This window comes from Lacticaseibacillus styriensis (assembly GCF_030770295.1).
In the GTDB taxonomy this organism is placed as follows: Bacteria; Bacillota; Bacilli; order Lactobacillales; family Lactobacillaceae; genus Lacticaseibacillus; species Lacticaseibacillus casei.
In genome coordinates this window covers 2,692,951-2,716,032 of sequence record NZ_CP132483.1, presented here as the reverse complement: position 1 = coordinate 2,716,032, position 23,082 = coordinate 2,692,951, and the positions used below count along the sequence as shown (strand labels likewise).

Here is a 23,082-nt window from a genome sequence, read left to right as displayed (position 1 = left end):
CTTATTCTAATATTATGATGAGTTGATTGTGACACTGCTCGGCGTGTCAGTTTGCATTTCCGGCATAGACGGATCGTGTTCCTTATGAAAAGAGGTATTTTCAGTGACTTTTCGACAGTATCTTTTCCGACTAAAATGGCGGTTTGGTTTATTTATCTTAATGTATGGCGTCATGATTGCTGCGATGACTGCGGTATCGATTTTTACCGGGAACATGATTACGGCATTGACTCAATTTAAGGTCAATGCGTTCGTGACTGCGGCAATCGTGATGGTCGTAGCGACGATTTTGCAATTGGTCGTGCAGACGTTGGTCAACATTTATCAGATCTCGCTCCAACGCCGGTTGAACAATGACATTCGCACGGAGATCACCAAGAGCATTGCGACGATGCCGTTTGAACAGTACCATTCTCGGTCGGATGCGGTGTATACCTCGTGGATGACCAATGATGTCAACACCATTAACACGCAGGGGCTACGCAATGTCGCATATCTCATTCAGGCCAGTTGGCAGGTGGTTCTCAGTATTTTCGTTTTGTTAACGTATCATGCTTCGCTGTTTATCACGACACTGGTTTGCGCCGTGCTCTTAATCACGGTACCGATGATTTATCGCAAAAAGCTAAGCGCCGCCGCGGCAACATGGAGTCAGGAAAACGAGAAGTTGACCAATCGTCTGACCGATATCCTTGAAGGGTTTAATACGCTCTTCATGGCCAATCGGCGTCACGTCATGGTGGAGCGGGTGCAGCAGGCTTCGGATGACGCTGGCCATGCGCAGGTCGGTTACATTCAGTTCAATATGGCCACTCAGTTTTTGATCAATTTGGTTAACTTGGGGAGCCAGCTATTTTTACTGATTCAGGCCGGGTTACTTGCTTACAATCACATCATTCCAGTTGGCGCGGTAGTGACGATTCATTCTGTCGCAGGAACGACATTTAGCGGCTTGACGTTAATGAGCTTTGCCCTGACCACCGTCAAGTCGGTTGCCCCGATTTTCGCTAAGTTTGCCAAGGCAGCGCCGGCTCCACAAGAGGCGAAAACGCCTGTGACACCGCTGACCGAAGCTATCAAGCTGCAAAATGTGACCTTTACATACCCGCATAAAAACGAGCCGGTCATTAATGATCTGAACCTGACGTTGCAGGCCAATCAAAAAGTGGCGCTTGTCGGGCCATCTGGGCGGGGGAAAACCACGGTGTTGCGACTTATTAGCGATGTGTTGGCCGATTATCGCGGTGAGATCACCTGGGATGGTCACGATTACCGGCAGCTTGATCCGCGTTCTTTACGGGATCAGATTACTTACATCGAACAGGCTCCGTACATTTTTAACGACACGCTGCGATTTAATTTAACGCTTGGGCGGCAAGTGGATGACGATGTGTTACAACAGGCCATCAAAGGTGCGCAATTGACTGAATTTATGAAACATCAAGCACAAGGGTTAGATACGGTACTGGAACACAATGGTGGTGATTTGTCAGGCGGGCAGAAACAGCGCATTGCCTTGGCACGGGGACTGATCAGACAAAGCCGGCTCATCATCAGCGATGAAGGCACCGCAGCACTGGACGCCAAAGCCGGACTCTCCATTGAAAAGCTGCTGGTATCACTGCCGAAAACCACATTGATCATGGTGACCCATAATCTGCGTCGTGAAATTAAAGATCAACTCGACCGCGTGATCACGGTTTGAGGCGATTGTGTCGGGATGGGGATTGAGATGTGTCTGTGCTCGTTGCGACGCTCAACGTTTTCATTTAGGGATTTCGGCCGTCCGCTAAGTCTTGCTTACTTGTACATTTAGTTGTACAATTAACTCAGCAAGTTTTCACGCAATGAATCCCAGAAAGAGGCTGATCTCATGGACGCTGTTTCCTACTCAGTTTTCCGCCGCAATCTCAAGCACTACCTTCAAGCAGTCAATGATGACGCTACGCCACTCTTGATTACTAGCCGTGATAATGCGGCTGATACTGCAGTCTTGATGAATAAACGTGATTTTGATGCCATGCAAGAAACGATGAGGATCTTATCGAATCCTGAACTCATGGCCAAGATCCGCCGTGGCCAAGCTCAGATTGCCGCTGGTAAAACCCGGCAGCATGATTTAAAAGATGTCGGTGGCGGGGATGATTAAGCGCTGGACTGACGATGCCTGGCACGACTACATCAGTTGGTTTGAGCAAGGTGATAAAGCTACGGTCAGAAAAATCAATCGACTCATCGCGTCGATTGATCGGACACCGTTTGATGGCCTGGGTAAACCAGAACCGTTGAAACACGCCTTGTCTGGCATGTGGTCGCGTCGAATCACGCAAGAACACCGCTTAATTTACGAAATTGAGACAAACACAATGACAATCATTTCCTGTCGCGATCATTACTAGAAAGTAGGTAGTACTCGGATGATTTACAGGGAGGTCCATGGTTGCACGGATACGGATGACGTCCCGATCGAAGGAAAAGCCATCGTCTGTATATTTTCAACATGGAGATCACCTGATTCCTGACTGCAACAAAAGCGCTGGCGGCCGACAATCCAGACGACTTTTTCCAAAAAAGGCTTGCGAGTGCTGGAGATTTAGTGTACATTAATTAGGCAGTTGTTTTTAAACAACCGAAACATTTGCCGTCTTAGCTCAGTCGGTAGAGCGCATCCATGGTAAGGATGAGGTCGTCGGTTCAAGCCCGATAGACGGCTGCAAATGACGTTGCCTGACAGGTCAGTTGATCTGTTGGGCTTTTTTTCTGCAATTAAAAGGGTCGAACGCCAACGAGCCTTATAACGATGTGCGTGAGCAACGAAGGCCTAGGATTTTGGTGCTCGAGAAATTATTGGTATCATGAAACAGTAACGACTCTCCCTTGAAAGGACGTTAACTTTGAAAATATTCCATTCTTTTTTACAGGTATTAGGCGTTGGCATTGGGTTTATCTTATACTCTTTTGCTGAGTTGGCACTGGTTCGCGGGGAAGCGGCGTGGGGTGCTTATGGCGCGATTGGCGCGTTTGTCATTTCGTTTGGGGCATTGATCGGGCTGTTAATGCTGGTCTATCGCCGGTGGTATCGGCAGCAAGGTCCCTTGACGGTGAAACATCCGTCTGCTGTCATTTGGCAGGGAATCGGCTTGCTCTTCGTCATTCAACTAACGAATTCGCTACTGATGCATTTGTTACATACCCCGCAAGCAGCGAATCAGAGCAATTTACTTCATCTGGTGAAAACTTATCCTTGGGGCATTAAATTATTGGCCGTGGTCGGCGGTCCAATTGTTGAAGAGTACCTTTTTCGCGGCTTATTGATGAACAGTTTTGGCTCATTAAGACAGCGCAAGTGGCAGTGGGTCAGCATTTTAGTCAGTGCCTTTGCATTCGGCTTTGCCCACGTTGTCGGGTCACGGATTGACTACAACCTCTTCATTTACGCAGCGCTTGGTGGTGTCTTGGCCTGGACCTATCTGCGAACCCGCGACATGCGCTATTCGATTGGCTTACACATGCTTAACAATGCCACGATCCTGTTAGTTTAAATCGTGTGCGGACTGAAAAACGTTGACGGTCGGCTTTGCGGCTGACTGTCAACGTTTTTAAGTCTTATTCAGTTTCTGAATATTAACGATGCAATAGATTCATTTAGCTACCACCAGTCATTCTTGTTAGACTCAATGGCATGCGAAGGAGGCTGACATGACAACATTTTTGAAAAAAGTACCGTTACCAATGGCTGGCTTGACGCTGGGCCTGGCATCGTTAGGGAACTTATATAAATTAGCCGGATGGCAATTGGCGGGGGATGTCACCGGGATTGTGGCGCTTTTGCTGTTTGCGGTGATTTTACTGAAGCTTTGCCTGACCCCGCTTCATGCTGCCAAAAGTTTACAGGATCCGATCATCGCCTCGGTGTCGCCGACATTTTCGATGACGCTCATGATTTTGTGCACCTACTTCACCGCTTGGGGGATGCCTATCCAAGTAGCGACTGTTGTGTGGGTGATGGCGGTGCTCATTCACTTCGGTCTGATGGCATTCTTCCTGTCTCGGCACTTGCTCACGCAGCAAAAAGCCTGGCACATGATTTACCCGAGTTGGTTCGTCACGTTTGTCGGATTAGGCGTTATTCCGGTGACCAGTGCCCAATTTGTGCCTGCTTTGGGGCAACCGCTTTTCTGGATCGCATTTGTCCTGTATGCCGCGTTGTTTCCTGTAGTCGTGCATCGCGTGCGGGTGGTACCATTACCAGAGGCTACCCAGCCACTGTTAACCATTATGGCGGCACCGGCCTCGCTGTGCTTGACCGGTTATCTCGCCAGCTTCAATCAGCCTAATTTCTGGTTTGCACTTGGCATGTTGATCTTCGCCCAAGGCTTATATTTTGGTACGCTCTTCAGCATTCGCCAGTACACGTGGTTGTCGTTTTACCCAAGCTTTGCTGCGTTTACGTTTCCGCTGGTCATCTCTGCAACAGCGTTAACGCGGTTTATCGGCATTTTTGCAAAAACCGGTGTTGCCCATAACCTGTTAAGCGTGGTGCGGTGGAGCGAATGGCTGGTTGCGACGTTGATGCTGGTATTCGTCACGGGTCATTACCTGCGCTTTTTGCACTTAAATATTCGCGCCGCCTGGCAGACTCAGCGAGCGTCGCGGGATACGGCTGATTAATTAGATGAGGGCGATGGCGGTGATTTAGTCAACCTTGTTGGCTAAATGCTGGATCGTGTCCAGCATGGCTTGCTTGTGCGGCCAGTGAACATCGGGATTTTGCAACAGGTAAAAATGCCGACGAAACTTTGCGCCGATGGTTTGCTGCGGCACTTCTTGGGGGACGATCCGATCCGACAGCAACGCCTGGCCGACCTTGTTTTGCACCAGCGCTCGGAGCATGCTGTTGTTGTTAACGGTCATGAGATGATCGGGTGTGATGCCGGCTTCTTGTAGATAGGCAGTTGTGTAATAGCGCATGCCGGAGCCTTCCTCGCGCATGAGCCAGGTACCGGTAGGCCAGCCTGCCACGACCAATTGATCGGCACAAAGCGTGGTTCTAACCGCACCTTTTAGCGTTAACGGTTGTTCGATAAATCCCAGATCAAGCCGCCGCGCCTCCATCTGCTTCACCACTTGGAGCGAATTCAAAACGGCAACATTGAATTCCAGATAAGGGAAGGCTGCTTTCAATCCGCGTGCCAAACTCGGGAACAGGACAACGGCAACACTTTGCGAAATGCCGATATTCAACTCGACCGAAGCGGTTGCGGCAGTGTTTTGCATCGCCTGCTTGGTTTTATCCCAGTCAGCGAGCATGTTGCTGCTAAATTCATAGAGGATATCGGCAGCCGCTGTCGGAATGGTGGCACTGCGTTTGTTCCGCTCAAAAAGGGAAACATTCAGCTCATGTTCTAGTTGGTGAATATGATGCGAAACAGTCGGTTGACTGGAAAACAGCTGCTCGGCGGCCAAGGAAAAGCTGCGGGTTTCATAAACCGCCATGAAGGTTCGAAGCAGATTGAACAAGACGTTGCCTCCGGGGATTTTTATTTAGAACGTTGATTAAAAATATTTTATTGATAAGTTAACATAATATTAACTGCAAAATCAAATCGGCACTAGCGATAGAAAAACTTCATCGTTAGTGCCGATTTTTTTTGATATTTTTGATATTAGCCGAGCAAAGAACTAAACCCTTGCTTCCGAAGCATCGCCAGCGTGCCGGTAAAGATCAGTCGGCAATGCTGTGATCAATGGACTAGGCTCGTCCAGCGCGACCAGATTCAAATGGTGCAACGCGCGGGAGCACAGGGTATAGAGAATATCGCGATCGGCTTCATTTTGGTAGGTTGATGCGGAGACATCCCAACCCACGACCGCATCGAACTCAAGCCCCTTGGCCAGATAAACCGGCAGAATGACACAACCGCTTTTAAGACTGTGATCATTTGCTGACAATAACGTGACCGGGGTGTCGAGCTTGAGCGTCGCGTAAAGCTGATCCGCAGTCTGGGCGTCTTTAGTTAAAATCGCCACCGTGCCATCAGCCGTCAACAGCCGCGTGACCAACTTGGACAAGGCCGCGGCCCCATCTGCGCGCGGAACCGTTAGAACTTCCGGCTTGTCACCAGCGCGATTGAAGGCTTGGATATGGTCGTGTTCAGGCAACAAGGCTTTGGCAAAATTCGTAATTGGCTGCGTCGAACGATAGCTCTTGTTTAACGTAATGAGCCGAATTTTATAGCCAGCAAAAACATCTTTGATTTCATGAATGAAGTCACTAGGCTGATAGTTGCTGGTAAAGACATCCTGCTTGGCATCCCCGAGCAACGTCAACTTCGCTTTAGGGAACGCGTGCTTCAGATACAGCAATTGCGCCATACTGAAATCCTGCATTTCATCGACAAAGACATACTGAATCAGGCTGTTTTGCCCGCTGCCCGTACTCAGATCGCGCAAATACAGCAGTGGCGCGGCATCCTCCAGACGTAAGTGATGTGATTCGATCCCATCGGAAAAGGCCGTGATCATGGTCTGCCAAATCGAGTCGCTGACCGGGGCATCAACTTGGGCCATGAAGTGCTGGTAATCCTGGAACACATCATAGAAGTGATCATTGTAAAGCGCATCGTAAATCGGGGCAAACGCCTTGGAGACAATAGCCTCTGACACGAATTGCTGCTCGTCTTCACCGGTCGCAAATTCATGATCGGCGGTCAGGGTTTCTAATTCACTTTGCGATAAATCCGACACCTGCAACTGCGTCCAGTCCTGCTTGGCCTCCATATGAATGCGGGCATTTAAGCGCTTGATCAAAGCATTTTTAGTGGCCGTAAACTTGTCGACTGGCTGCATCAGCGCTGGTTGCGATTGATAGATCTTGGCGATATTAGCGGCAGAAAAGAAGGTTTCACCATTAAACTCAACATCGATGAAATGCGGCGTGCGGTCCGGATTTTTGGCAAAGTCATAGATGGCTTCCAAGTAACTCGGGGCTTCTTTGAACCGGCGAATGGTTTCGGCGGCTTGCGGCAAGCCTGCTGCGTCGTGTTCATACCGTTCGAACAGGGTTTCCACGTGCAAGCCGGTAAAGCGGTTGGCCAAAAATTCAAATAACGTGGCCTGACGCATGTTCTTTTCACCAAGGCTTGGCAGCACTTGGGAAATGTAGTTGGCAAAAAGTCTATTTGGCGAAAAGAGCACCATCTGATCGGCGTCCAGATCGCTGCGACTGTGGTACAGCAGGTAAGCAACGCGTTGCAGCACGGCGCTGGTTTTACCGGAACCGGCGACCCCTTGCACCACCAGCAAATCACTGGAAGTGTCACGGATAATATCATTTTGTTCCCGCTGAATCGTCGCGACGATGTTTTTCATGTATTCGTCGGATTGATCGCCAAGAACCGACTGCAGAATTTCATCGCCGACGGTTTCGTTGGTATCAAACATGGTTTTGATATGACCATGTTCAATTTGGAATTGGCGCTTATTTTTCAAAACCGCGTGTTGTTCTCCGGCCGGCGTTTCATAGGTGACATCACCCAGCGTGCCATTGTAGTAAATGGAACTAATCGGCGCGCGCCAGTCATACACTAGAAAATCACCATTCTCATCAATGAACGTCGCTGTCCCGATATAAAGAGTGTCCGGCTCGCCATCTTCATCGATGTCAATACGGCCAAAATAAGGATTGTCCGCCAGTAGCGTCAGGCGATCACCTTCGTGTTTGAGGATCGTTTCGTTTTCAACGGCCCGCGCGACCATGACTTTTTGCTGCTGAACAGCGGCGTTGGTTTCCATTTGGTCATCGACTTCGGTGACGTTGACTTTCGTGTTTTCACCGTAAGCCCGTTCAATGCGGCTGGTCTCGCGGTGCGCCGCTTCGATTTGATCATGAATAGCCGCTAACCTTGCCTTCAGCTTCTCGATAACCGCCGTGACACGTGCCTGCTCTTCCGCTTTGGTTACATTTTTCATAAAACGGCGCTCCTCTCCGTGTTTAAAATAGTGTCGATAATCTTACGCCCAGCGGCCTGAAAAGTAAAGCAATGCGACATAACGCATGTTGTTGCATTGGAAATCAAGGTGGTACACTTATGAATAATTAAAGTAAATGGAGGTTTGACATGGCTGATTTATGGCGGACGGTTTCCGAGCGCCACGTTGAATTGCTCAATGCCTTAGGACAACATATTGAAATATCGCTGATTGCGCTTGTTTTGGCAGTCATCATTGCCATTCCGCTCGCTGTTTGGGTACAGACGCATCCCAAAGTAGCGGCAGTTTTACTTCAGGTAACCGGCGTTTTGCAAACAATTCCTTCATTAGCCTTGTTAGGGTTGTTGATTCCATTCGTCGGTATCGGCACGGTGCCGGCGATCATTGCGTTGGTCGTTTACGCACTGCTGCCGATTTTTCAAAATACTTATATCGGACTGCAGGATATCGATCCGTCGTATGAAGAAGCCGCCGATGCATTTGGCATGAGCCGACTGCGCAAATTGTTCAAAGTCGAATTGCCGATTGCGTTGCCGGTCATTTTATCCGGTGTGCGCACCGCGATGGTTTTGATTATCGGGACCGCCACTTTGGCAGCGTTGATTGGCGCCGGCGGACTGGGGACGTTTATCCTGCTGGGCATTGATCGCAACGATGCTTCATTGACCTTGATGGGTGCGCTGGCGGCGGCGTTGTTGGCGATTGTCTTTTCGTGGCTACTGAATTTACTGCAAAAAGTCAATTGGAAGCTGAGTGTCAGCGTGGTTGGTATTGTATTACTGGGCTTTGCTGGCACCCAGGTTTACAACTGGGCGACGGCACCTAAAGAAACGATCACGATTGCCGGCAAATTAGGCAGTGAGCCGGACATTTTAATTAGCATGTATAAGGAATTAATCCAAAAAGCCGACCCTGATGTGAAGGTGACGCTGAAACCGAATTTTGGCCAGACGAGCTTCTTGTACAATGCGCTGCGAACCGATAAGATCAACATATACCCTGAATTTTCCGGGACGGTGCTGGAAAGCTTGACGAAGCCGACTGCCGCCCAGAAGACGCAAGTGGCAGCAGGTAAGAACAATTCTCCGCTGGCGCAGCAACTGCTCGCTAAGCAAGGGTTACGCTATCTGAAACCCATGGCTTACAACAATACTTATGCGCTGGTTGTCAAAGCCAGTTTTGCCAAGCGCTACCAGCTGAAGACGATCAGCGATTTGGCCAAAATTGCGCCGTCGATTCGCGCCGGCTTCGACTTGGAATTCATCGATCGGCAGGATGGGTATAAAGGCATTAAGCAGAAATATGGCCTCCAGTTCAAGGTCGATTCAATGGATCCGTCGTTGCGGTATCAGGCACTGGATCGCGGGCAGATTAATCTGACTGACGGCTACACGACCGACGCCCAGTTGCGCCAGTATCACCTTGTCGCTTTGAAGGATGACAAAGGTTTGTTCCCGATTTATCGCGGCGCGCCACTCATGCGCAGCAGTTTTGCCAAGCACCACCCGCATTTGGTAACGGCGTTAAATAAGCTGGCGAACCACATCACCGAAAAGCAGATGCAGGATATGAACTATGCGGTCAGTGTCCGCCGCGAAAAAGCCGCAACAGTGGCGCATCGTTACCTTGTCCGGCATGGTCTGCTAAAGGAGGCGCGCTGATGGCACTGATTAGCTTGGAAAACGTGACCAAAGCCTACGATGGCAAGCCAGTGGTTGATGACTTAAGCCTGAATGTGGAGCAAGGTGAATTGTTTGTCTTGGTCGGGACCTCCGGCAGCGGCAAAACGACCACGCTGAAAATGATTAATCGCCTGGTTGAGCCAACAAGCGGCACCATTAAATTTGCCGGCAAACCGCTCACGGATTATCCGGTTCGCGATTTGCGGTGGAATCTAGGCTACGTGTTGCAACAAATTGCGTTGTTTCCGACCATGACCGTTGCGCAAAATATTGCCGTGATTCCGGAAATGAAAGGCTGGTCGCGCCAAAAGATTCGCAAGGCAACCGATGAGCTGTTGACGATGGTTGATTTACCGCCGGCCGAATACCGTGATCGCATGCCTAGTGAACTTTCAGGCGGCCAGCAGCAGCGGATCGGTATTTTACGCGCACTGGCTTCACGGCCTAAAGTTGTGTTGATGGATGAGCCGTTTTCTGCCCTTGATCCGATTTCGCGAACCCAACTGCAGGATATGTTGCTGCAGCTGCATCAGGCTATGAAGACGACCGTAATTTTTGTCACGCATGACATGGCGGAGGCAATGAAGTTAGGTGACCGGATCGGCGTGATGCACAGTGGGAAGCTTTTGCAGGTCGACACGCCGGAAGCGATTGCGACCCAGCCGGCGAATGATTTTGTGGCTGATCTTTTCAAAGGGGCACAGGCCAATCAAGGGTTGCAGGTGACCTTAAGCCAGCTCGCGCCGTTTGCGGTCGCCGAGTCAGCGCGGCATGCAGTGGGCGGTAACCTGACGCTGGCGGAAGCATTGCCGCTGTTAGATGCACATGAAACGTTGCAGGTGAATAGTGACCATGGCACGTTTGTGGTCAATACTCATAGTGTGGTTGCTTATCTGGCAAGCGCATTTGTTGATCAAAATACAGAAACGGAGTGATCGTGATGGCATATGATTATGACACGATTGTGATCGGTGGCGGCCCCGGTGGCTTAGCTGCTGCTTATGGTCTCGCGGCGCAACAGAAGGTATTGGTCATTGAAGGTGATCTGTGGGGCGGCACCTGTCCCAACTACGGCTGTGATCCGAAAAAAATGCTGTATCGCGGTGTCGAAGTGAAAAACGCCGCCTTGCGGATGAATGGTTTTGGCATTAGTGGAACGGCTAAAATCGATTGGCCGTCCTTGATGGCATTTAAACGTGGTTACACAAGCGGCATTCCGGCGGGGACATTGAACGGTTTGACCCGCACCGGCATTAAAACGTTATACGGCCGGGCACAGTTGCTCGGCGAACACGCGGTTAAAGTCGGTTCGCAAAATGTCACAGGTGAACATATTGTCATTGCGACGGGTCATACGCCGGGGTTTCCGGATATCCCCGGCGCTAATTTGTTGAAAACAAGCCGCGATTTTCTGGATTTAGATGAGCTGCCGACCAGCATCGCGTTTATCGGCGCCGGCTATGTCAGCGTTGAGCTCGCCAATATTGCGGCTGCTGCCGGTGCGGAAGTGCACATCATTGGCCACTCTGACCGCTTGTTGCGGGCTTTTCCAAAAGTTGCCACCGAAGCATTGAAGCAGTTGTTGATTAAGTCCGGCATTCATTTTCACCCTAATGTTGAACTCACGAAAATCAGTCCGCTCGGCACGATGACGCATCTGCATGCGGATGATTTTGACATGAATGTCGACATGGCGATTACGGCCATGGGGCGCATTGCCAATGTTGCTGACCTCGGTCTTGCTAATGCCGGGATTAAGGCGGACACCCGCGGGATTCCGGTGGATGATCATTTGCGCACGGTCGTTCCAAATATCTATGCGCTCGGCGATGTGAATTTGAAGCCGCAACCGAAACTGACACCAGTTGCCGGATTTGAAGGACGCTATGTGGCCAGCCAGATTCTGGGCGATCAGGAGCCGATTCATTATCCGGCGATTCCCACGATTGTCTTTGGACCGACCGAACTTGCCAAAGTCGGCGTGGCCCTCGAAGACGCAGAAGCTGCGCCTGATCGGTATCAGGTGATTCATAACGATACCACCCAATGGTACACCTATCACCGTCTGCAAGATCCGGACGCGCAGGTGTGGACGATTGTCGACAAAACAACCGGCAAACTCGCCGGTGCGGTCGTACTGGCCAGCTTGGCAGAAGACCTGATCAATACTTTCGCCGCAGCCATTGATGCAGGTAAACAGCCGGCTGAGCTTAATCAGATCTATGCGTATCCGAGTGCACAGAGTGATTTGCAGTATTTATTTTAAGTTAGTTGAGTTGCATGGCACCAGTTCACGCTCTTACTATTGACATTGTATTTATAGTTGGCTAACCTAAACTCATATTCACCCAAGTGATGAGTAGTCTATCCAAGCGGTCTCAAGAGAGTCGGTGGTGCTGTGAAGCCGGTGACCGCGATAGGTGAAGTTGGGTCGTTTGGGTTATGTTCGGTGGGTGCGCCTTAAGCCAAGAGTGGTTCGAAATTCGGACAAATTAGGTGGTACCGCGCGCAGGCGTCCTATGTTGCAATAACATAGGACGCCTTTTTAATTGAAGGAGGTAGCTGACATGGCAAAAAAAGTGATTTTAACCGGTGATCGGCCAACAGGACGGTTGCATATTGGCCATTATATTGGCTCATTAAAGAATCGGGTTGAATTGCAGAATTCAGGCGACTACGAGACTTTTGTGATGATTGCGGATACACAGGCATTGACCGACAACGCGAATGATCCGGAGAAAATCCGGCATTCGCTGCTGGAAGTCGCGTTGGATTATCTGGCGGTCGGGATTGATCCTGAAAAAACCACGATTTTGGTCCAGAGCCAGATTCCGGCACTGTTTGAGTTGACCGCTTACTATCTCGACTTGGTGACCGTCAATCGTTTGGAACGCAATCCGACCGTGAAGGCAGAAATTAAGCAAAAGGCATTCGGTGATAGCGTTCCGGCCGGCTTCTTCATTTATCCGGTCAGTCAGGCAGCCGATATCACGGCGTTCAAGGCGACAACCGTGCCAGTCGGGGATGACCAGGAACCGATGCTGGAACAAACCCGCGAAATCGTGCGGACTTTTAACCGTACTTATCACAAAGATGTGTTAGTCGAACCAGAAGGCTATTTTCCGCCAAAAGGTTTAGGGCGCCTTCCCGGCATTGATGGCAACGCAAAAATGAGCAAGAGCCTCAACAACGGTATTTATTTGGCGGATGATGCCGATACCGTTAAGAAGAAGATCATGTCGATGTATACCGATCCTAACCACATTCATGTGGAAGATCCGGGCAAGGTTGAAGGCAATGTCGTGTTTACTTATCTGGATATTTTTGACCCGGATAAAGCACAGGTGGCTAAGCTGAAGGAGCAGTATCAACACGGCGGCTTAGGCGATGTCAAAATCAAGCGGTACCTGATCGATGTTATGGAGGCTGTGCTTGAACCTATTCGCACGCGGCGGGCTCATTACGCGGAAGATATGGGTGCGGTTGCGGAAATGCTCAAACAGGGTTCGGCCAAGGCCAATGTGGTCGCCAATCAAACCCTGCAGGAAGTTCGCGATGCCATCGGTTTCAACTACTTCAAATAACCAGATCCGTCTTTAGCCGGATGCTGATTGGTACCGGCATGGTAAAATAAAAAGGAAGTGAAAAACTTGATTACGGACGCGAATTGGCCTAGCAACGATTTTAGCTGCCGAGGTGTGTCCCAGAGGAGAATTGATGATGAAAACGAAACGACTAAGTCCAGTTGCAGTTACAAGCATTGTGCTCGGCGTGATTGTCGCCATCTGCCTGATTTTTGGCATTGGCACTTATAACTCACTTGCGAAGCAGAATCAGGCGGTTGAAGCGCAATGGAGCCAGGTTGAAAACGTCATGCAGCGCCGGGCTGATTTGGTGCCTAACCTGGTGAATGCCGTTAAAGGCCAGATGGGCCAGGAACAAAAGGTGTTTGGTGAGATTGCAGAAGCCCGCAAGTCCTATGCGAACGCGAACACAACGACTGGTAAGGCCAAGGCTGATGATCAGCTGAATAAGAGTGTTGGTACCTTGATTAACGTCATCAAGGAAAACTATCCGAGTTTGCAAAGCAGCAATCAGGTGAACACGTTGATGACGCAGCTTGAGGGCAGTGAAAACCGGATTGCGGTTGAACGCAAGCGCTATATTGACCAAGTGCGTGATTACAATCAAAGCGTTGTGACGTTCCCGAAGAACATTTTTGCCAGCATGATGGGCTTGGGCAAGAAGGATACCTTTAAAGCCACCCCGTCAGCCCAGACAGTACCAAGCGTTGATTTTTCAAGTAATAGCTCCAGCTCCGGGAAGTAGGTGGCGCCATGCGCAGGCATTTAGCGTGGTTATTCGCCGCGCTGACGGGCTTGCTGCTGTTTGCCGGTGCAGCCCATCCGGTGGCAGCGGCCGAGGATCTGCCGGCACGACCGACTGACCATTACTACCTGGATCAGGATCAATACCTTGACGATGCTACCAAGCAATTAGTCGACCAAAAGAATCGCTACTATCAAGGAACCAAGCAGCAGCCGCAAATTGCGGTCGCAGCCTTGAAGTCCACGCACGGCGATCCGTTGTCAGACTATGCTCCGGATTTATTCCAAAAGTGGGGCATTGGTAAAAAGGGTACCGATAATGGTGTCCTGATTCTGTATGCCGACAATAATGGCAAACAAAATCTGCGAATCGAAGTGGGTTATGGTCTCGAAGGCGATTTGCCGGATGCCTTGGCCGGACAGATTCTAGACAGCAATCTGAAATCGATTAAGTCACACAACAAGGCGGATTTAAACCGAGCGTTGCGCAAGGTGTTTAATGCCGTTGCGACCGTGATTGATAAGAAATACAAGTTTCCTAAAGACCAGAACACGGTGCCTGATGAAACCATGAATCAGTATCGCAGCACAGGCCACAGTCAAGGCGGCAGTTTATTAGGGAAAATCATTTTAATTTTCCTGGCGGTTGTCGTTGTTGCAGTCATCTTCGGCGGCCGTGGCGGTGGTGGCCGCGGAGGTCGCCGCCGCGATGGCGACAGCGGTTTCTGGCTATGGCTGATCATTGACGCCTTGCTCTCCGCAGGCCGAAGAGGCGGCGGAGGCGGTTTCGGTGGTGGCTTTGGCGGCGGATCCGGCGGCGGCTCAAGTTGGGGCGGCGGCAGCTCCGGTGGCGGTGGCGCCGACGTTTGATTGCAAATATGTTTCATTTACCAGACAGTTATTCAGCTGTCTGGTTTTTTGTGCTATGGTGGTGAAATTGTTGAGCGCGAACCGGCGCGGTTAGAAGCCAGAGCATAAGTGGCCTCGAGCCTAAATGGCTGGTCTTTGGCCATTTAGGCTCGAGGTCCTTATGTGCAGGCTTCTGCGCCGGTGAGCGCGTTATGGGAGTAAGAAAGAAGCTTTGCCTTCCCCCACCCGCAGTCAGACAAACATTACAAATTTTGGAGGTTAGATATGCGCAATTTAACAATTGGCAAACCATTAAAACTCATCGTGTTGTTTACAATCCCACTGTTAATCGGGAATCTTTTTCAACAACTTTACAGTTTTATGGATGCGCTGATTGTTGGCCGGACGATTGGCAAAGATGCTTTGGCAGCTGTCGGTGCAACATCTAGTATTGTTTTTTTAATTATCGGCTTTGCCCAAGGGACAACGGCAGGATTGTCGATCTTAACGGCACAAGCTTATGGTGCTCACGATTATCGGCGGGTGCGCCGGAGTTTTGGGACGAGTGTCTGGATTACGCTTGGCATTTCCCTGATTCTGACGGTCGGCGCGGTCACTATGACCCGGCCGTTACTTGCGGTGATGCAGACGCCGCCGGACATCATGGACGATTCGATTGCCTTCGTACGGGTCATTTACTTTGGCATCATTGCGTCAATGGTGTTTAATTTGCTGAGCAATATGTTACGAGCGCTGGGTGATTCGCGAACGCCGCTGATTTTCCTGATTATTGCGACCATTATCAATATTGCGTTGGACTTCTGGTTCATTCTTGGTTTTCATTCGGGGGTCGCGGGTGCCGGGTATGCAACCGTCAGTGCGCAAGTGATTGCGGTATTGCTGTGCTGGGTGTATATCCGCATGCGGATCCCGCTATTGGTGATCCGGCGTCGGGACTTGCGAATCGATTGGCAGGATATTTTGCGCCATCTAAAAGTGGGCCTGCCAATGGGCTTTCAAATGTCAATCATTGCTATTGGGGCGGTGATCTTACAGGTCATGCTCAACACACTTGGCACCAACGCGGTCGCAGCGTACACGGCGGCTGGACGGATTGATCAGCTGGCGACGTTGCCTTCTGCTTCGTTCGGGGTGGCCATGGCCACATTTGCGGCCCAGAATCTGGGTGCAAAAGCCTATGGCCGCATCCGCCGCGGCGTTTACCAAACGCTGGTTGTTAACGTTGGCTTATCGCTGGTTTTAGGGGCCTTGATTATTATTTTCAGTAAACCGCTCGTTAACTTGTTCCTTGGCCCGAATCAGCCAGCGGTCACGGCGTTAGCCCAGACATACTTCCATTACAACGCCAGCATGTATTGGTTATTGGCGATTCTGTTCACGATTCGCAATTTGTTGCAAGGTTTAGGCCAGACGCTGGTACCAACTGTTGCCGGCTTCTTTGAACTCGGCATGCGGGCGTTTGCGGCAATTTTCCTGGTCGTCCCATTCGGTTTTGCCGGCGCATCCGCCGCCAATCCCTTGGCATGGTTCGGCAGCGTGTTAGTGCTGGTCAGCTCATACGTCCGCACCATGCGGCGTATCAGGCAACAGGAAGACACCCTTGCCGGTGAGCAAGAGTGAGTTGCCGCTATTCAAGGTTACAAAAAAACAGACAAATGAGTTTCGCAAATACTGCGGCGGAAACTCATTTGTCTGTTTATATATACGGGCCTATATCCCAAAATGCTTACCATAAACCTCTAGATCCGCGTGGCCTTCTGGCAAAGTCGCGATCGCCGGTAAGTGACCCCAGTGGTCGTAGCCGAATTTTTGGAATAAATGACGGCTTGTCTGGTTGTGGCCGAAGATCCGAGCGACGACTGTGGTTAGGCCGTGGGCAGGGGCTTCGTGATCAACGAAAGCCAGTGCGGCGGTGCCGACGTGATGGCCGCGGGCGGCTTGGTCAAGGTACAAGCTGATTTCAGCCGTCTGGTCATACGCCGCGCGGTCGCTGTAAGCCGAGAGCGTCAGCCAGCCGACAGTTTGGTGGTGGTTTTGGATCACCCACGCCGGAAAATGGGCATTGTGCGCGGCGAACCACGCCGACTTTTGCGCCACGGTTTGCGGTTGTAAATCCGCGGTTGCGCGATGCGTCGGAATGGTTTCGTTGTAAATCGCGACTATTTTTGGCAAGTCAGCGGCAGTTGCCGGTTTAAATTCGATCATCGTTCATCATCGACTTTCTTGGCAATTAAAATGTGATGCGGCCGGTAAAAGTTGGCAAGGTAGCGGTCCCATTGTGGTGCATCGCTTCCAGTTGCGGCTTCACGCGATCGCGCAAATTGGTGCTTAACTTCAGCTCTGTCAACAAGGCACTGGTGGTCGCAATTTCCCAGCGGGCGTCATCCAAATCCGGATTCTCGATGAGTTGCCCGGGAGTGTAGGTCCACGTGTGGTCATGAGCTATTTGAGTCAAGGTATCCGGTGTAATCAACGTGCGGATATTGGCGACATCACTGGGAGCAATCGCATAAAGCAGTCCTTGAACCATTGCTGCCTGCAAATGACCGATTTGGTTCAGTGCCGTGGGCTGAAGCGACCATTCGGCAACATCCACAAAATCACCAATTGTGCGCACATTATTTAGGAGCAACGCCAAAGCATTGGCCGACTCAAAGTACCAAAGACTGTGGGCCATAACGATTCGATCAAAATGCTGATCCGCTAACGTGCCGAGGCCGTTGGTGAGATTCGTATTGAAATGCACTGTTAACCGACTGGCGAGCGGGCCGTTCAACAAGTGATCCCAAGCCTGTCCCAATGTCAATGGTGCCCCATAATCGCGCGAGGCAATATCGATACCGGTAACGTGGCCGCTGGGACCGACGCTATCGGCCAAAACCGCACTCAAGTCGCCTTGGCCGCAACCGATTTCCAGAATATTTTCACCGGCTTTAACTTGCCATGCGTCGGCAATGGCAATGCGATGAGCAGTTTGGCGACGTTGAACGGCATAACTATCAGCGGTAGGTCCAAGCGCCATAAGTTTGGTGATGTCATCAAGGTGATTCTTCATGAGAGACTCCCTTTATGTAAAGTTAAATGTGGACGATGCAGTCAGTCTCTTTTTATAAGGAAAAAGTACAGCTGATATCGCTTTTTCCAGAGTGACGAAGGTTGATCAGCGTCAAAAGTGAGACTTCCTTCAGCGTCGTTTCATGATGGTCTAAGATTATCACAAAAATATTGGCGATTGCGCAAAAAGATGGCGACAATCGCATATTTTTATATAAACCGTGGTCATACTGGGTCACATTGGCCTAGCCTCCATATGATAGCGAAATAATTGGAAGAAGTTGTGAATCTACGCCAAATTCGGCGAAGTATCGGCTAAATATTTGGTAAACTTGAATTGGAGTGGCTGAGCAGATAAATAAGGCTTGGCTAAAAACTCATGCAACCAAAATATGCCGTGCTATGATGGCATTAGGATGAACGGTTCGGTTTTGGTGAATTTAAAAAGAATGGACGGAACGGACATGGCAAATAATATACAGGGATTCGCGATGATCGGTGCACAATCCATCGTTTTTAGCATCACGAATTTAAGGACACTTAAAACAATTGAACGCGGTAAATATCCAGTTGCCATCGGGGATGATTTTTATGCCGAACACGAAATCCTCCCTGAAACCGTTGATACCATTGTGCAGGCGTTTGATGCCATTAATCAGATTTTTAAGGACTATGGCGTGACGACGGTTAACGTTTACGCCAGTACTAGCTGGGCTGAGGCGGACAATGCCGAGTTTGTTCGGGACCAACTTTATACCCGCACCGGTTGGCTAATCCGGACAACTTCATTATCGGAAGAGGCCTTTTTCCGTACGCAGGCCATTATGGTTAAATTTCCACAGTTTGCCTCGATCACGCAAAAAGGAACGGTGTTGATCGATATCAGCTCCGGTTCGGTCGAATTGACAACCTTTTGCCAAGGAACCTTTGGCTTTTCCCGAAACTTGTCGCTAGGGCCGTTGCGGGTGTATGAGATTATGAGCGATGTTCAGCGTTCGGTGACGAACTATGTTGAAGTCATGCGCGATTACATCGACAGCCGCTTACTGGATTTCATGCGTTTGCTGCCGCAAGGGGTTGAGTATACCAACATGATTTTGATGGGCAGCAGTTTGTCGATTTTTCAAAATCTGATCCCGGAAGGCAAACGGCAGGTCGAAACCGATCGGCCGGGCTTTGACATGCTTTACGATGAAGTGACGAAAGCGTCCGACCAGTACCTTGCCGATACTTATGATCTGACCTCAAGTCAAACATCGCTGGTGTTGCCAACGGTTTTGCTTGTGTATCGTCTGATCGAAACACTGAATAGCCAATCAATCTGGATTTCGGATCTCAAAGCGATTGATGGCCTCGAAGTCCACGCGGCGCACGCTGGCGGGTTTAAAAAACTCGGCTTCGATCCTGATGAAGAAATTGTCATCAGCGCTAATAATTTAGCCAAACGTTATCAGGTCGACGACAAACATATGGAAGCGACGCGCACGTTTGCGTTGCAGCTTTTTGATCGGCTCAAGAAACTGCATGGGATGGGCAAACGTGAACGCCTGTTGCTGGAAGTGGCGGCAACTGTGAGCGATATTGGCAGCTACATTGAAACCCACAAGCATTATGCTCACTCGAACTACATTATTATGGCTTCGGAAATTATGGGCTTGAACGAGTTGGAAGTGACCATGGTAGCAACGATTACCCGCTTCCACAGCTCGGTGACGCCACAGTCAGACTTGAAGAATTTTCCGATGATGTCAACCGAAAACCGCTTAGTTGTCGCCAAGCTATCCGCCATTTTACGCGTGGCCGACAGCCTCGATGCCTCCCGCCAGCAGAAAATTCAACAACTACGCGTCTCAGTGAAGCCAAACAAAGTCTTGTTGTCAGCTAAAGTAAATGATGACATTGAATTGGAACGCTGGACGTTGGCACGAAAAGGAAAATTTTTCTCGGAGGTTTTCGGAGTAGGGCTTGAGTTGAAAGGACGAAACACGCTATGAAGAAGCTTGATTTTTCCAAACCACGCTATTTTAATAACCGCGAGCTAAGTTGGCTTGCGTTTAATGACCGGGTATTAGAAGAAGCCCGGGATAAAAATAATCCGCTTCTGGAACGCGTCCGTTTTCTGGGCATCACCCAAAGTAATCTGGACGAGTTCTTCAACATTCGAGTTGCTTCGTTAAAGAAAATGGTGACGGTTAATTATGACAAACCGGATGCAGCCGGCATGAAACCGCAGGAACAACTTGATGCGATTTCCAAGACGGCGCACGCCATGGTGGAAAAGCAATACAACACATTGGTGCGATCGTTGACGCCAAAATTGGCGGCAGTGGATATTCAGTTACTGCATCCTAGCGATTTGAATCAGAAGCAGCGGGATTTTGTGTCAGACTATTTTCACTATGAACTTTATCCGGTTCTGACGCCGATGGGAGTCGACCCGACTCGGCCGTTCCCGTTTCTGGGCAACAACAGCCTGAACTTGGCGATTCGCCTGGTTCGGCCAGAAGATAGCGAAGATGATAAGTCGCGTTCATTTGCCATGGTTCAGGTGCCAGATGTGTTCCCGCGCGTTTTGCGGCTGCCCGGCGGCGACAACGTGTTTATTTTACTCGAAGAAGTCATCCGAATGTTCGTCGGTGAGTTGTTCGTCGGCGCCGATATCAAGGAAACGGCGACGTTCCGCGTGACCCGCGATATGGATATGGATGTGGCTGAAGAAGACGCTTCCGACTTGATGAAAGAGATTCAGTCACAACTTAAAAAGCGTCAGCGCGGCAAGGTGATGCGCCTGGAAATTGAGGCAGGCATGGGCAAACACCTGCGGAAGCGGCTGACCAAGGCGATGAATGTCAAAGACGAAGACATTTACGAAATTCATGGGCCGATCGATCTGAATTTTCTCAGCAAGCTTGTGAAGCAGGTTCACGGCCATAAAGAGCTTTTGTTTAAACCATTCACGCCTTATATGGATCCGGCGTTTGAGCGCGAATCGATCTTTGACGTCATCAAGGAACGCGATGTGTTTATGCAGCATCCCTATGACAGTTTTCAGCCAGTCATTGATTTTATCCGTGAAGCTGCCCAGGATCCGCAAGTCTTAGCGGTGAAAATGACCTTGTATCGCGTGTCGAGCAAATCGCCGATTATCCGTTACCTGAAGCAGGCCGCTGAAAATGGTAAGCAGGTCACTGTCTTAGTCGAATTGAAAGCTCGATTCGACGAAGAAAACAACGTGCATTGGGCGCAAGAACTTGAACATGCTGGCTGCCACGTCATTTATGGTTTGGTTGGCCTCAAAACCCATTGTAAGTTGGCGCTTGTTGTGCGGCGCGAAGAAGAAGGCATCAAACGTTACATGCACATGGCGACCGGGAATTACAACGACGTCACCGCCCGACTTTACACCGATATGGGATTGTTCACCTGCAACAACGAAATCGGGGAAGATGCATCGAATATTTTCAACATGCTGTCCGGCTTTTCGGAACCACCGTATTTCCACAAGCTGGTCATCGCACCACTTGGCATTCGCGACTATCTGATGGATCGAATTGACGAGGAAATCGCTGCTGCTAAAGCCGGTCGTAAAGCCTTGATCCAGATGAAGATGAATTCGCTGTCCGACACTGCCATGATCGAGAAACTTTATGAAGCCTCGCATGCCGGGGTCGAAATCCATCTGCTGGTTCGCGGCATTTGCAACCTGAAAGTCGGAATTCCCGGCGTTTCGGATAATATCACGGTTCATTCGATTGTCGGTCAGTTGTTGGAACACAGCCGAATTTATTACTTTTATGCTGATGGTCAGGAAAATGTCTATCTCTCCTCGGCGGATTTGATGAATCGCAATTTAAGTCGACGCGTGGAGTTGCTTTTCCCGATTCTGCAAGATGATATTCGCGAGCGCATTATCAAGATCTTCGGGATTATGTGGGACGATAATGTTAAAACCCGCGTTCTCCAGCCGGATAGCACTTGGACCCGCGTGCAATTGCGCGGCGTGACCAAGCTTAATGCACAGGCTTATTTCATTAAACATGCAGTCGCCATGGGTGAAGCATTGCGGCGTGAAGAAATTGATCAGGCACCTGAGGATTTGCACGCAACGCACGCATTTATTCCTATGACGGCACCAAAGGAGGATGATGATGCATGACGCATCACTTCGCAGTAATTGACCTTGGCAGTAATTCTGCCCGGATGACGATCTGGTCGATTGATCAGGAAGTCGTGAAACCGGTCAAGCGACTCAAGGAAATGGTGCGCTTGTCTGAAGATATGGGGACGTCGCGAACCCTTCAGCCAGCAGCCATGGACCGAACATTGAAGGCGTTACAAGGGTTCAAAACCGAACTGGATAAGTATGAAGATATTTCCTTAAAAGCCGTTGCCACGGCAGCGGTTCGCCAAGCCAAGAACCAAAAGGCCTTTCTTAAGCGGGTCAAAAACGAGGCTGGCTTGACGATTAGCGTGATTCCCGGCACGCGTGAAGCCGAGTATGACTTTTTAGGGGTGGTCAATACGCTGCCGATTCAAAACGCCTTAATCATGGATACTGGCGGCGCATCGACTGAACTGGTTTTGGTGCAGAATCGTAAGCTTCAGCATCTGGTATCGATTCCATTCGGGTCGGTCAATTTGTCCGAACGCTTTTTGAGCCCGGATGTTATTTCGGCAGCGGAGTATTTTTCCTTGAGTACGTTCATTCACCAAACTTTCAATAGCGTTTGGTGGCTGCGGCGAGCCCAGAATCTGCCAATTGTGGCACTGGGTGGAAGTAACCGGACATTAGCCAAAATCGAGCGCCGCAAAGAAAAACTTGCGGATTTCGAAGCGATTCATGGTTATCGGATGCCAACCCAGCAAGCGAACAATATTTTTAAAGAGATTCTGAGTTCTGATCTGGCGACCCGGGAAGCCATTCCAGGATTAGCGAAGTATCGGGCGGACATTATTGTGGGCGGCTTGGTGCCGGTGATTTCCATGATCCGGTATCTTGATTCCGATCGGCTGACCTTTTCCCAGTTTGGCTTACGTGAAGGCGCGCTTTATGATCACCTCAACAGCCGGGCCGTGGCGCAGCGGGAGCATTAGTTAATCATTGCTTAAAAAGCATGCTGATTTGCTGACGGAATGCGTCCAAACAGCGATAATGA

The 23,082-nt window shown here is 50.0% G+C and carries 19 protein-coding genes and 1 tRNA gene; 16 read left to right on the top strand and 4 right to left on the bottom strand.

Annotated features, from left to right (window positions below; all coding sequences use genetic code 11):
* Nucleotides 1–103: 103 nt before the first annotated feature.
* The 6 genes from LACSTY_RS12805 to LACSTY_RS12780 all read left to right on the top strand — a co-directional run bounded on the left by LACSTY_RS12805 (nucleotide 104) and on the right by LACSTY_RS12780 (nucleotide 4,671).
* Nucleotides 104–1,705: an ABC transporter ATP-binding protein gene (locus LACSTY_RS12805; protein WP_087912904.1), complete on the top strand. Its 1,602-nt coding sequence runs from the start codon at nucleotides 104–106 to the stop codon at nucleotides 1,703–1,705.
* Between the two features lie 168 nt (nucleotides 1,706–1,873).
* The gene (locus LACSTY_RS12800; RefSeq protein WP_087912903.1) at nucleotides 1,874–2,149 is read left to right on the top strand and encodes a type II toxin-antitoxin system Phd/YefM family antitoxin; all 276 of its coding nucleotides are present in this window, start codon (nucleotides 1,874–1,876) and stop codon (nucleotides 2,147–2,149) included.
* Nucleotides 2,142–2,399, top strand: coding sequence for a Txe/YoeB family addiction module toxin (locus tag LACSTY_RS12795; protein ID WP_087912902.1), 258 nt, complete (start codon nucleotides 2,142–2,144; stop codon nucleotides 2,397–2,399). Before LACSTY_RS12800 ends, LACSTY_RS12795 begins: the two co-directional genes overlap by 8 nt.
* Nucleotides 2,400–2,640: 241 nt before the next feature.
* Nucleotides 2,641–2,713: transfer RNA gene (locus tag LACSTY_RS12790), tRNA-Thr, on the top strand.
* A 181-nt stretch (nucleotides 2,714–2,894) separates the two neighbouring features.
* Complete coding sequence (locus LACSTY_RS12785) at nucleotides 2,895–3,542, top strand: CPBP family intramembrane glutamic endopeptidase (protein WP_087912901.1); 648 nt, start codon at nucleotides 2,895–2,897, stop codon at nucleotides 3,540–3,542.
* Between the two features lie 157 nt (nucleotides 3,543–3,699).
* The gene (locus LACSTY_RS12780) at nucleotides 3,700–4,671 is read left to right on the top strand and encodes a TDT family transporter (RefSeq protein ID WP_087912900.1); all 972 of its coding nucleotides are present in this window, start codon (nucleotides 3,700–3,702) and stop codon (nucleotides 4,669–4,671) included.
* 24 nt (nucleotides 4,672–4,695) lie between these two features.
* Here LACSTY_RS12780 and LACSTY_RS12775 read toward each other — a convergent pair whose 3' ends face one another.
* Together LACSTY_RS12775 and helD are read right to left on the bottom strand one after the other, a co-directional pair.
* Entirely contained in the window at nucleotides 4,696–5,520 is an 825-nt protein-coding gene (locus LACSTY_RS12775) for a LysR family transcriptional regulator (RefSeq protein ID WP_087912899.1), read from the bottom strand.
* Between the two features lie 162 nt (nucleotides 5,521–5,682).
* On the bottom strand, nucleotides 5,683–7,971 hold the full coding sequence (helD, locus tag LACSTY_RS12770) for an RNA polymerase recycling motor HelD (protein WP_087912898.1): 2,289 nt from the start codon (nucleotides 7,969–7,971) through the stop codon (nucleotides 5,683–5,685).
* A gap of 149 nt (nucleotides 7,972–8,120) precedes the next feature.
* Here helD and LACSTY_RS12765 point away from each other — a divergent pair, with 149 nt between their 5' ends.
* The 7 genes from LACSTY_RS12765 to LACSTY_RS12735 all read left to right on the top strand — a co-directional run bounded on the left by LACSTY_RS12765 (nucleotide 8,121) and on the right by LACSTY_RS12735 (nucleotide 16,492).
* Complete coding sequence (locus tag LACSTY_RS12765) at nucleotides 8,121–9,653, top strand: ABC transporter permease/substrate-binding protein (protein WP_087912897.1); 1,533 nt, start codon at nucleotides 8,121–8,123, stop codon at nucleotides 9,651–9,653.
* Nucleotides 9,653–10,609: an ABC transporter ATP-binding protein gene (locus tag LACSTY_RS12760; RefSeq protein ID WP_087912896.1), complete on the top strand. Its 957-nt coding sequence runs from the start codon at nucleotides 9,653–9,655 to the stop codon at nucleotides 10,607–10,609. Before LACSTY_RS12765 ends, LACSTY_RS12760 begins: the two co-directional genes overlap by 1 nt.
* 5 nt (nucleotides 10,610–10,614) lie before the next feature.
* Nucleotides 10,615–11,940 carry a dihydrolipoyl dehydrogenase family protein gene (locus LACSTY_RS12755; RefSeq protein WP_087912895.1) on the top strand — a complete coding sequence of 442 codons (1,326 nt, stop codon included), beginning with the start codon at nucleotides 10,615–10,617 and terminating at the stop codon, nucleotides 11,938–11,940.
* Nucleotides 11,941–12,241: 301 nt separating this feature from the next.
* Nucleotides 12,242–13,258, top strand: a complete 1,017-nt coding sequence (gene trpS / locus LACSTY_RS12750) for a tryptophan--tRNA ligase (protein ID WP_087912894.1) — start codon at nucleotides 12,242–12,244, stop codon at nucleotides 13,256–13,258.
* A gap of 136 nt (nucleotides 13,259–13,394) precedes the next feature.
* On the top strand, nucleotides 13,395–14,003 hold the full coding sequence (locus LACSTY_RS12745; RefSeq protein WP_010490914.1) for a LemA family protein: 609 nt from the start codon (nucleotides 13,395–13,397) through the stop codon (nucleotides 14,001–14,003).
* An 8-nt stretch (nucleotides 14,004–14,011) separates the two neighbouring features.
* The gene (locus LACSTY_RS12740) at nucleotides 14,012–14,872 is read left to right on the top strand and encodes a TPM domain-containing protein (RefSeq protein ID WP_087912893.1); all 861 of its coding nucleotides are present in this window, start codon (nucleotides 14,012–14,014) and stop codon (nucleotides 14,870–14,872) included.
* A 264-nt stretch (nucleotides 14,873–15,136) separates the two neighbouring features.
* The gene (locus LACSTY_RS12735) at nucleotides 15,137–16,492 is read left to right on the top strand and encodes an MATE family efflux transporter (protein ID WP_087912891.1); all 1,356 of its coding nucleotides are present in this window, start codon (nucleotides 15,137–15,139) and stop codon (nucleotides 16,490–16,492) included.
* A 90-nt stretch (nucleotides 16,493–16,582) separates the two neighbouring features.
* On the opposite strand, the gene LACSTY_RS12730 is transcribed toward LACSTY_RS12735, so the two are convergent.
* Nucleotides 16,583–17,077, bottom strand: coding sequence for a GNAT family N-acetyltransferase (locus LACSTY_RS12730; protein ID WP_087912890.1), 495 nt, complete (start codon nucleotides 17,075–17,077; stop codon nucleotides 16,583–16,585).
* Nucleotides 17,078–17,102: 25 nt separating this feature from the next.
* Nucleotides 17,103–17,927, bottom strand: coding sequence for a class I SAM-dependent methyltransferase (locus tag LACSTY_RS12725; RefSeq protein ID WP_087912889.1), 825 nt, complete (start codon nucleotides 17,925–17,927; stop codon nucleotides 17,103–17,105).
* Between the two features lie 463 nt (nucleotides 17,928–18,390).
* Here LACSTY_RS12725 and LACSTY_RS12720 point away from each other — a divergent pair, with 463 nt between their 5' ends.
* Genes LACSTY_RS12720 through ppx form a run of 3 tightly spaced genes read left to right on the top strand, consistent with a single transcriptional unit; the run spans nucleotide 18,391 to nucleotide 23,020 of the window.
* Nucleotides 18,391–19,920, top strand: a complete 1,530-nt coding sequence (locus LACSTY_RS12720; protein WP_087913302.1) for a Ppx/GppA phosphatase family protein — start codon at nucleotides 18,391–18,393, stop codon at nucleotides 19,918–19,920.
* Nucleotides 19,917–22,082 carry an RNA degradosome polyphosphate kinase gene (locus LACSTY_RS12715; RefSeq protein ID WP_049172807.1) on the top strand — a complete coding sequence of 722 codons (2,166 nt, stop codon included), beginning with the start codon at nucleotides 19,917–19,919 and terminating at the stop codon, nucleotides 22,080–22,082. Before LACSTY_RS12720 ends, LACSTY_RS12715 begins: the two co-directional genes overlap by 4 nt.
* A complete protein-coding gene (ppx, locus tag LACSTY_RS12710) occupies nucleotides 22,079–23,020 on the top strand; it encodes an exopolyphosphatase (RefSeq protein WP_087912888.1) in 942 nt (313 codons plus the stop codon). Before LACSTY_RS12715 ends, ppx begins: the two co-directional genes overlap by 4 nt.
* Nucleotides 23,021–23,082: the final 62 nt, after the last annotated feature.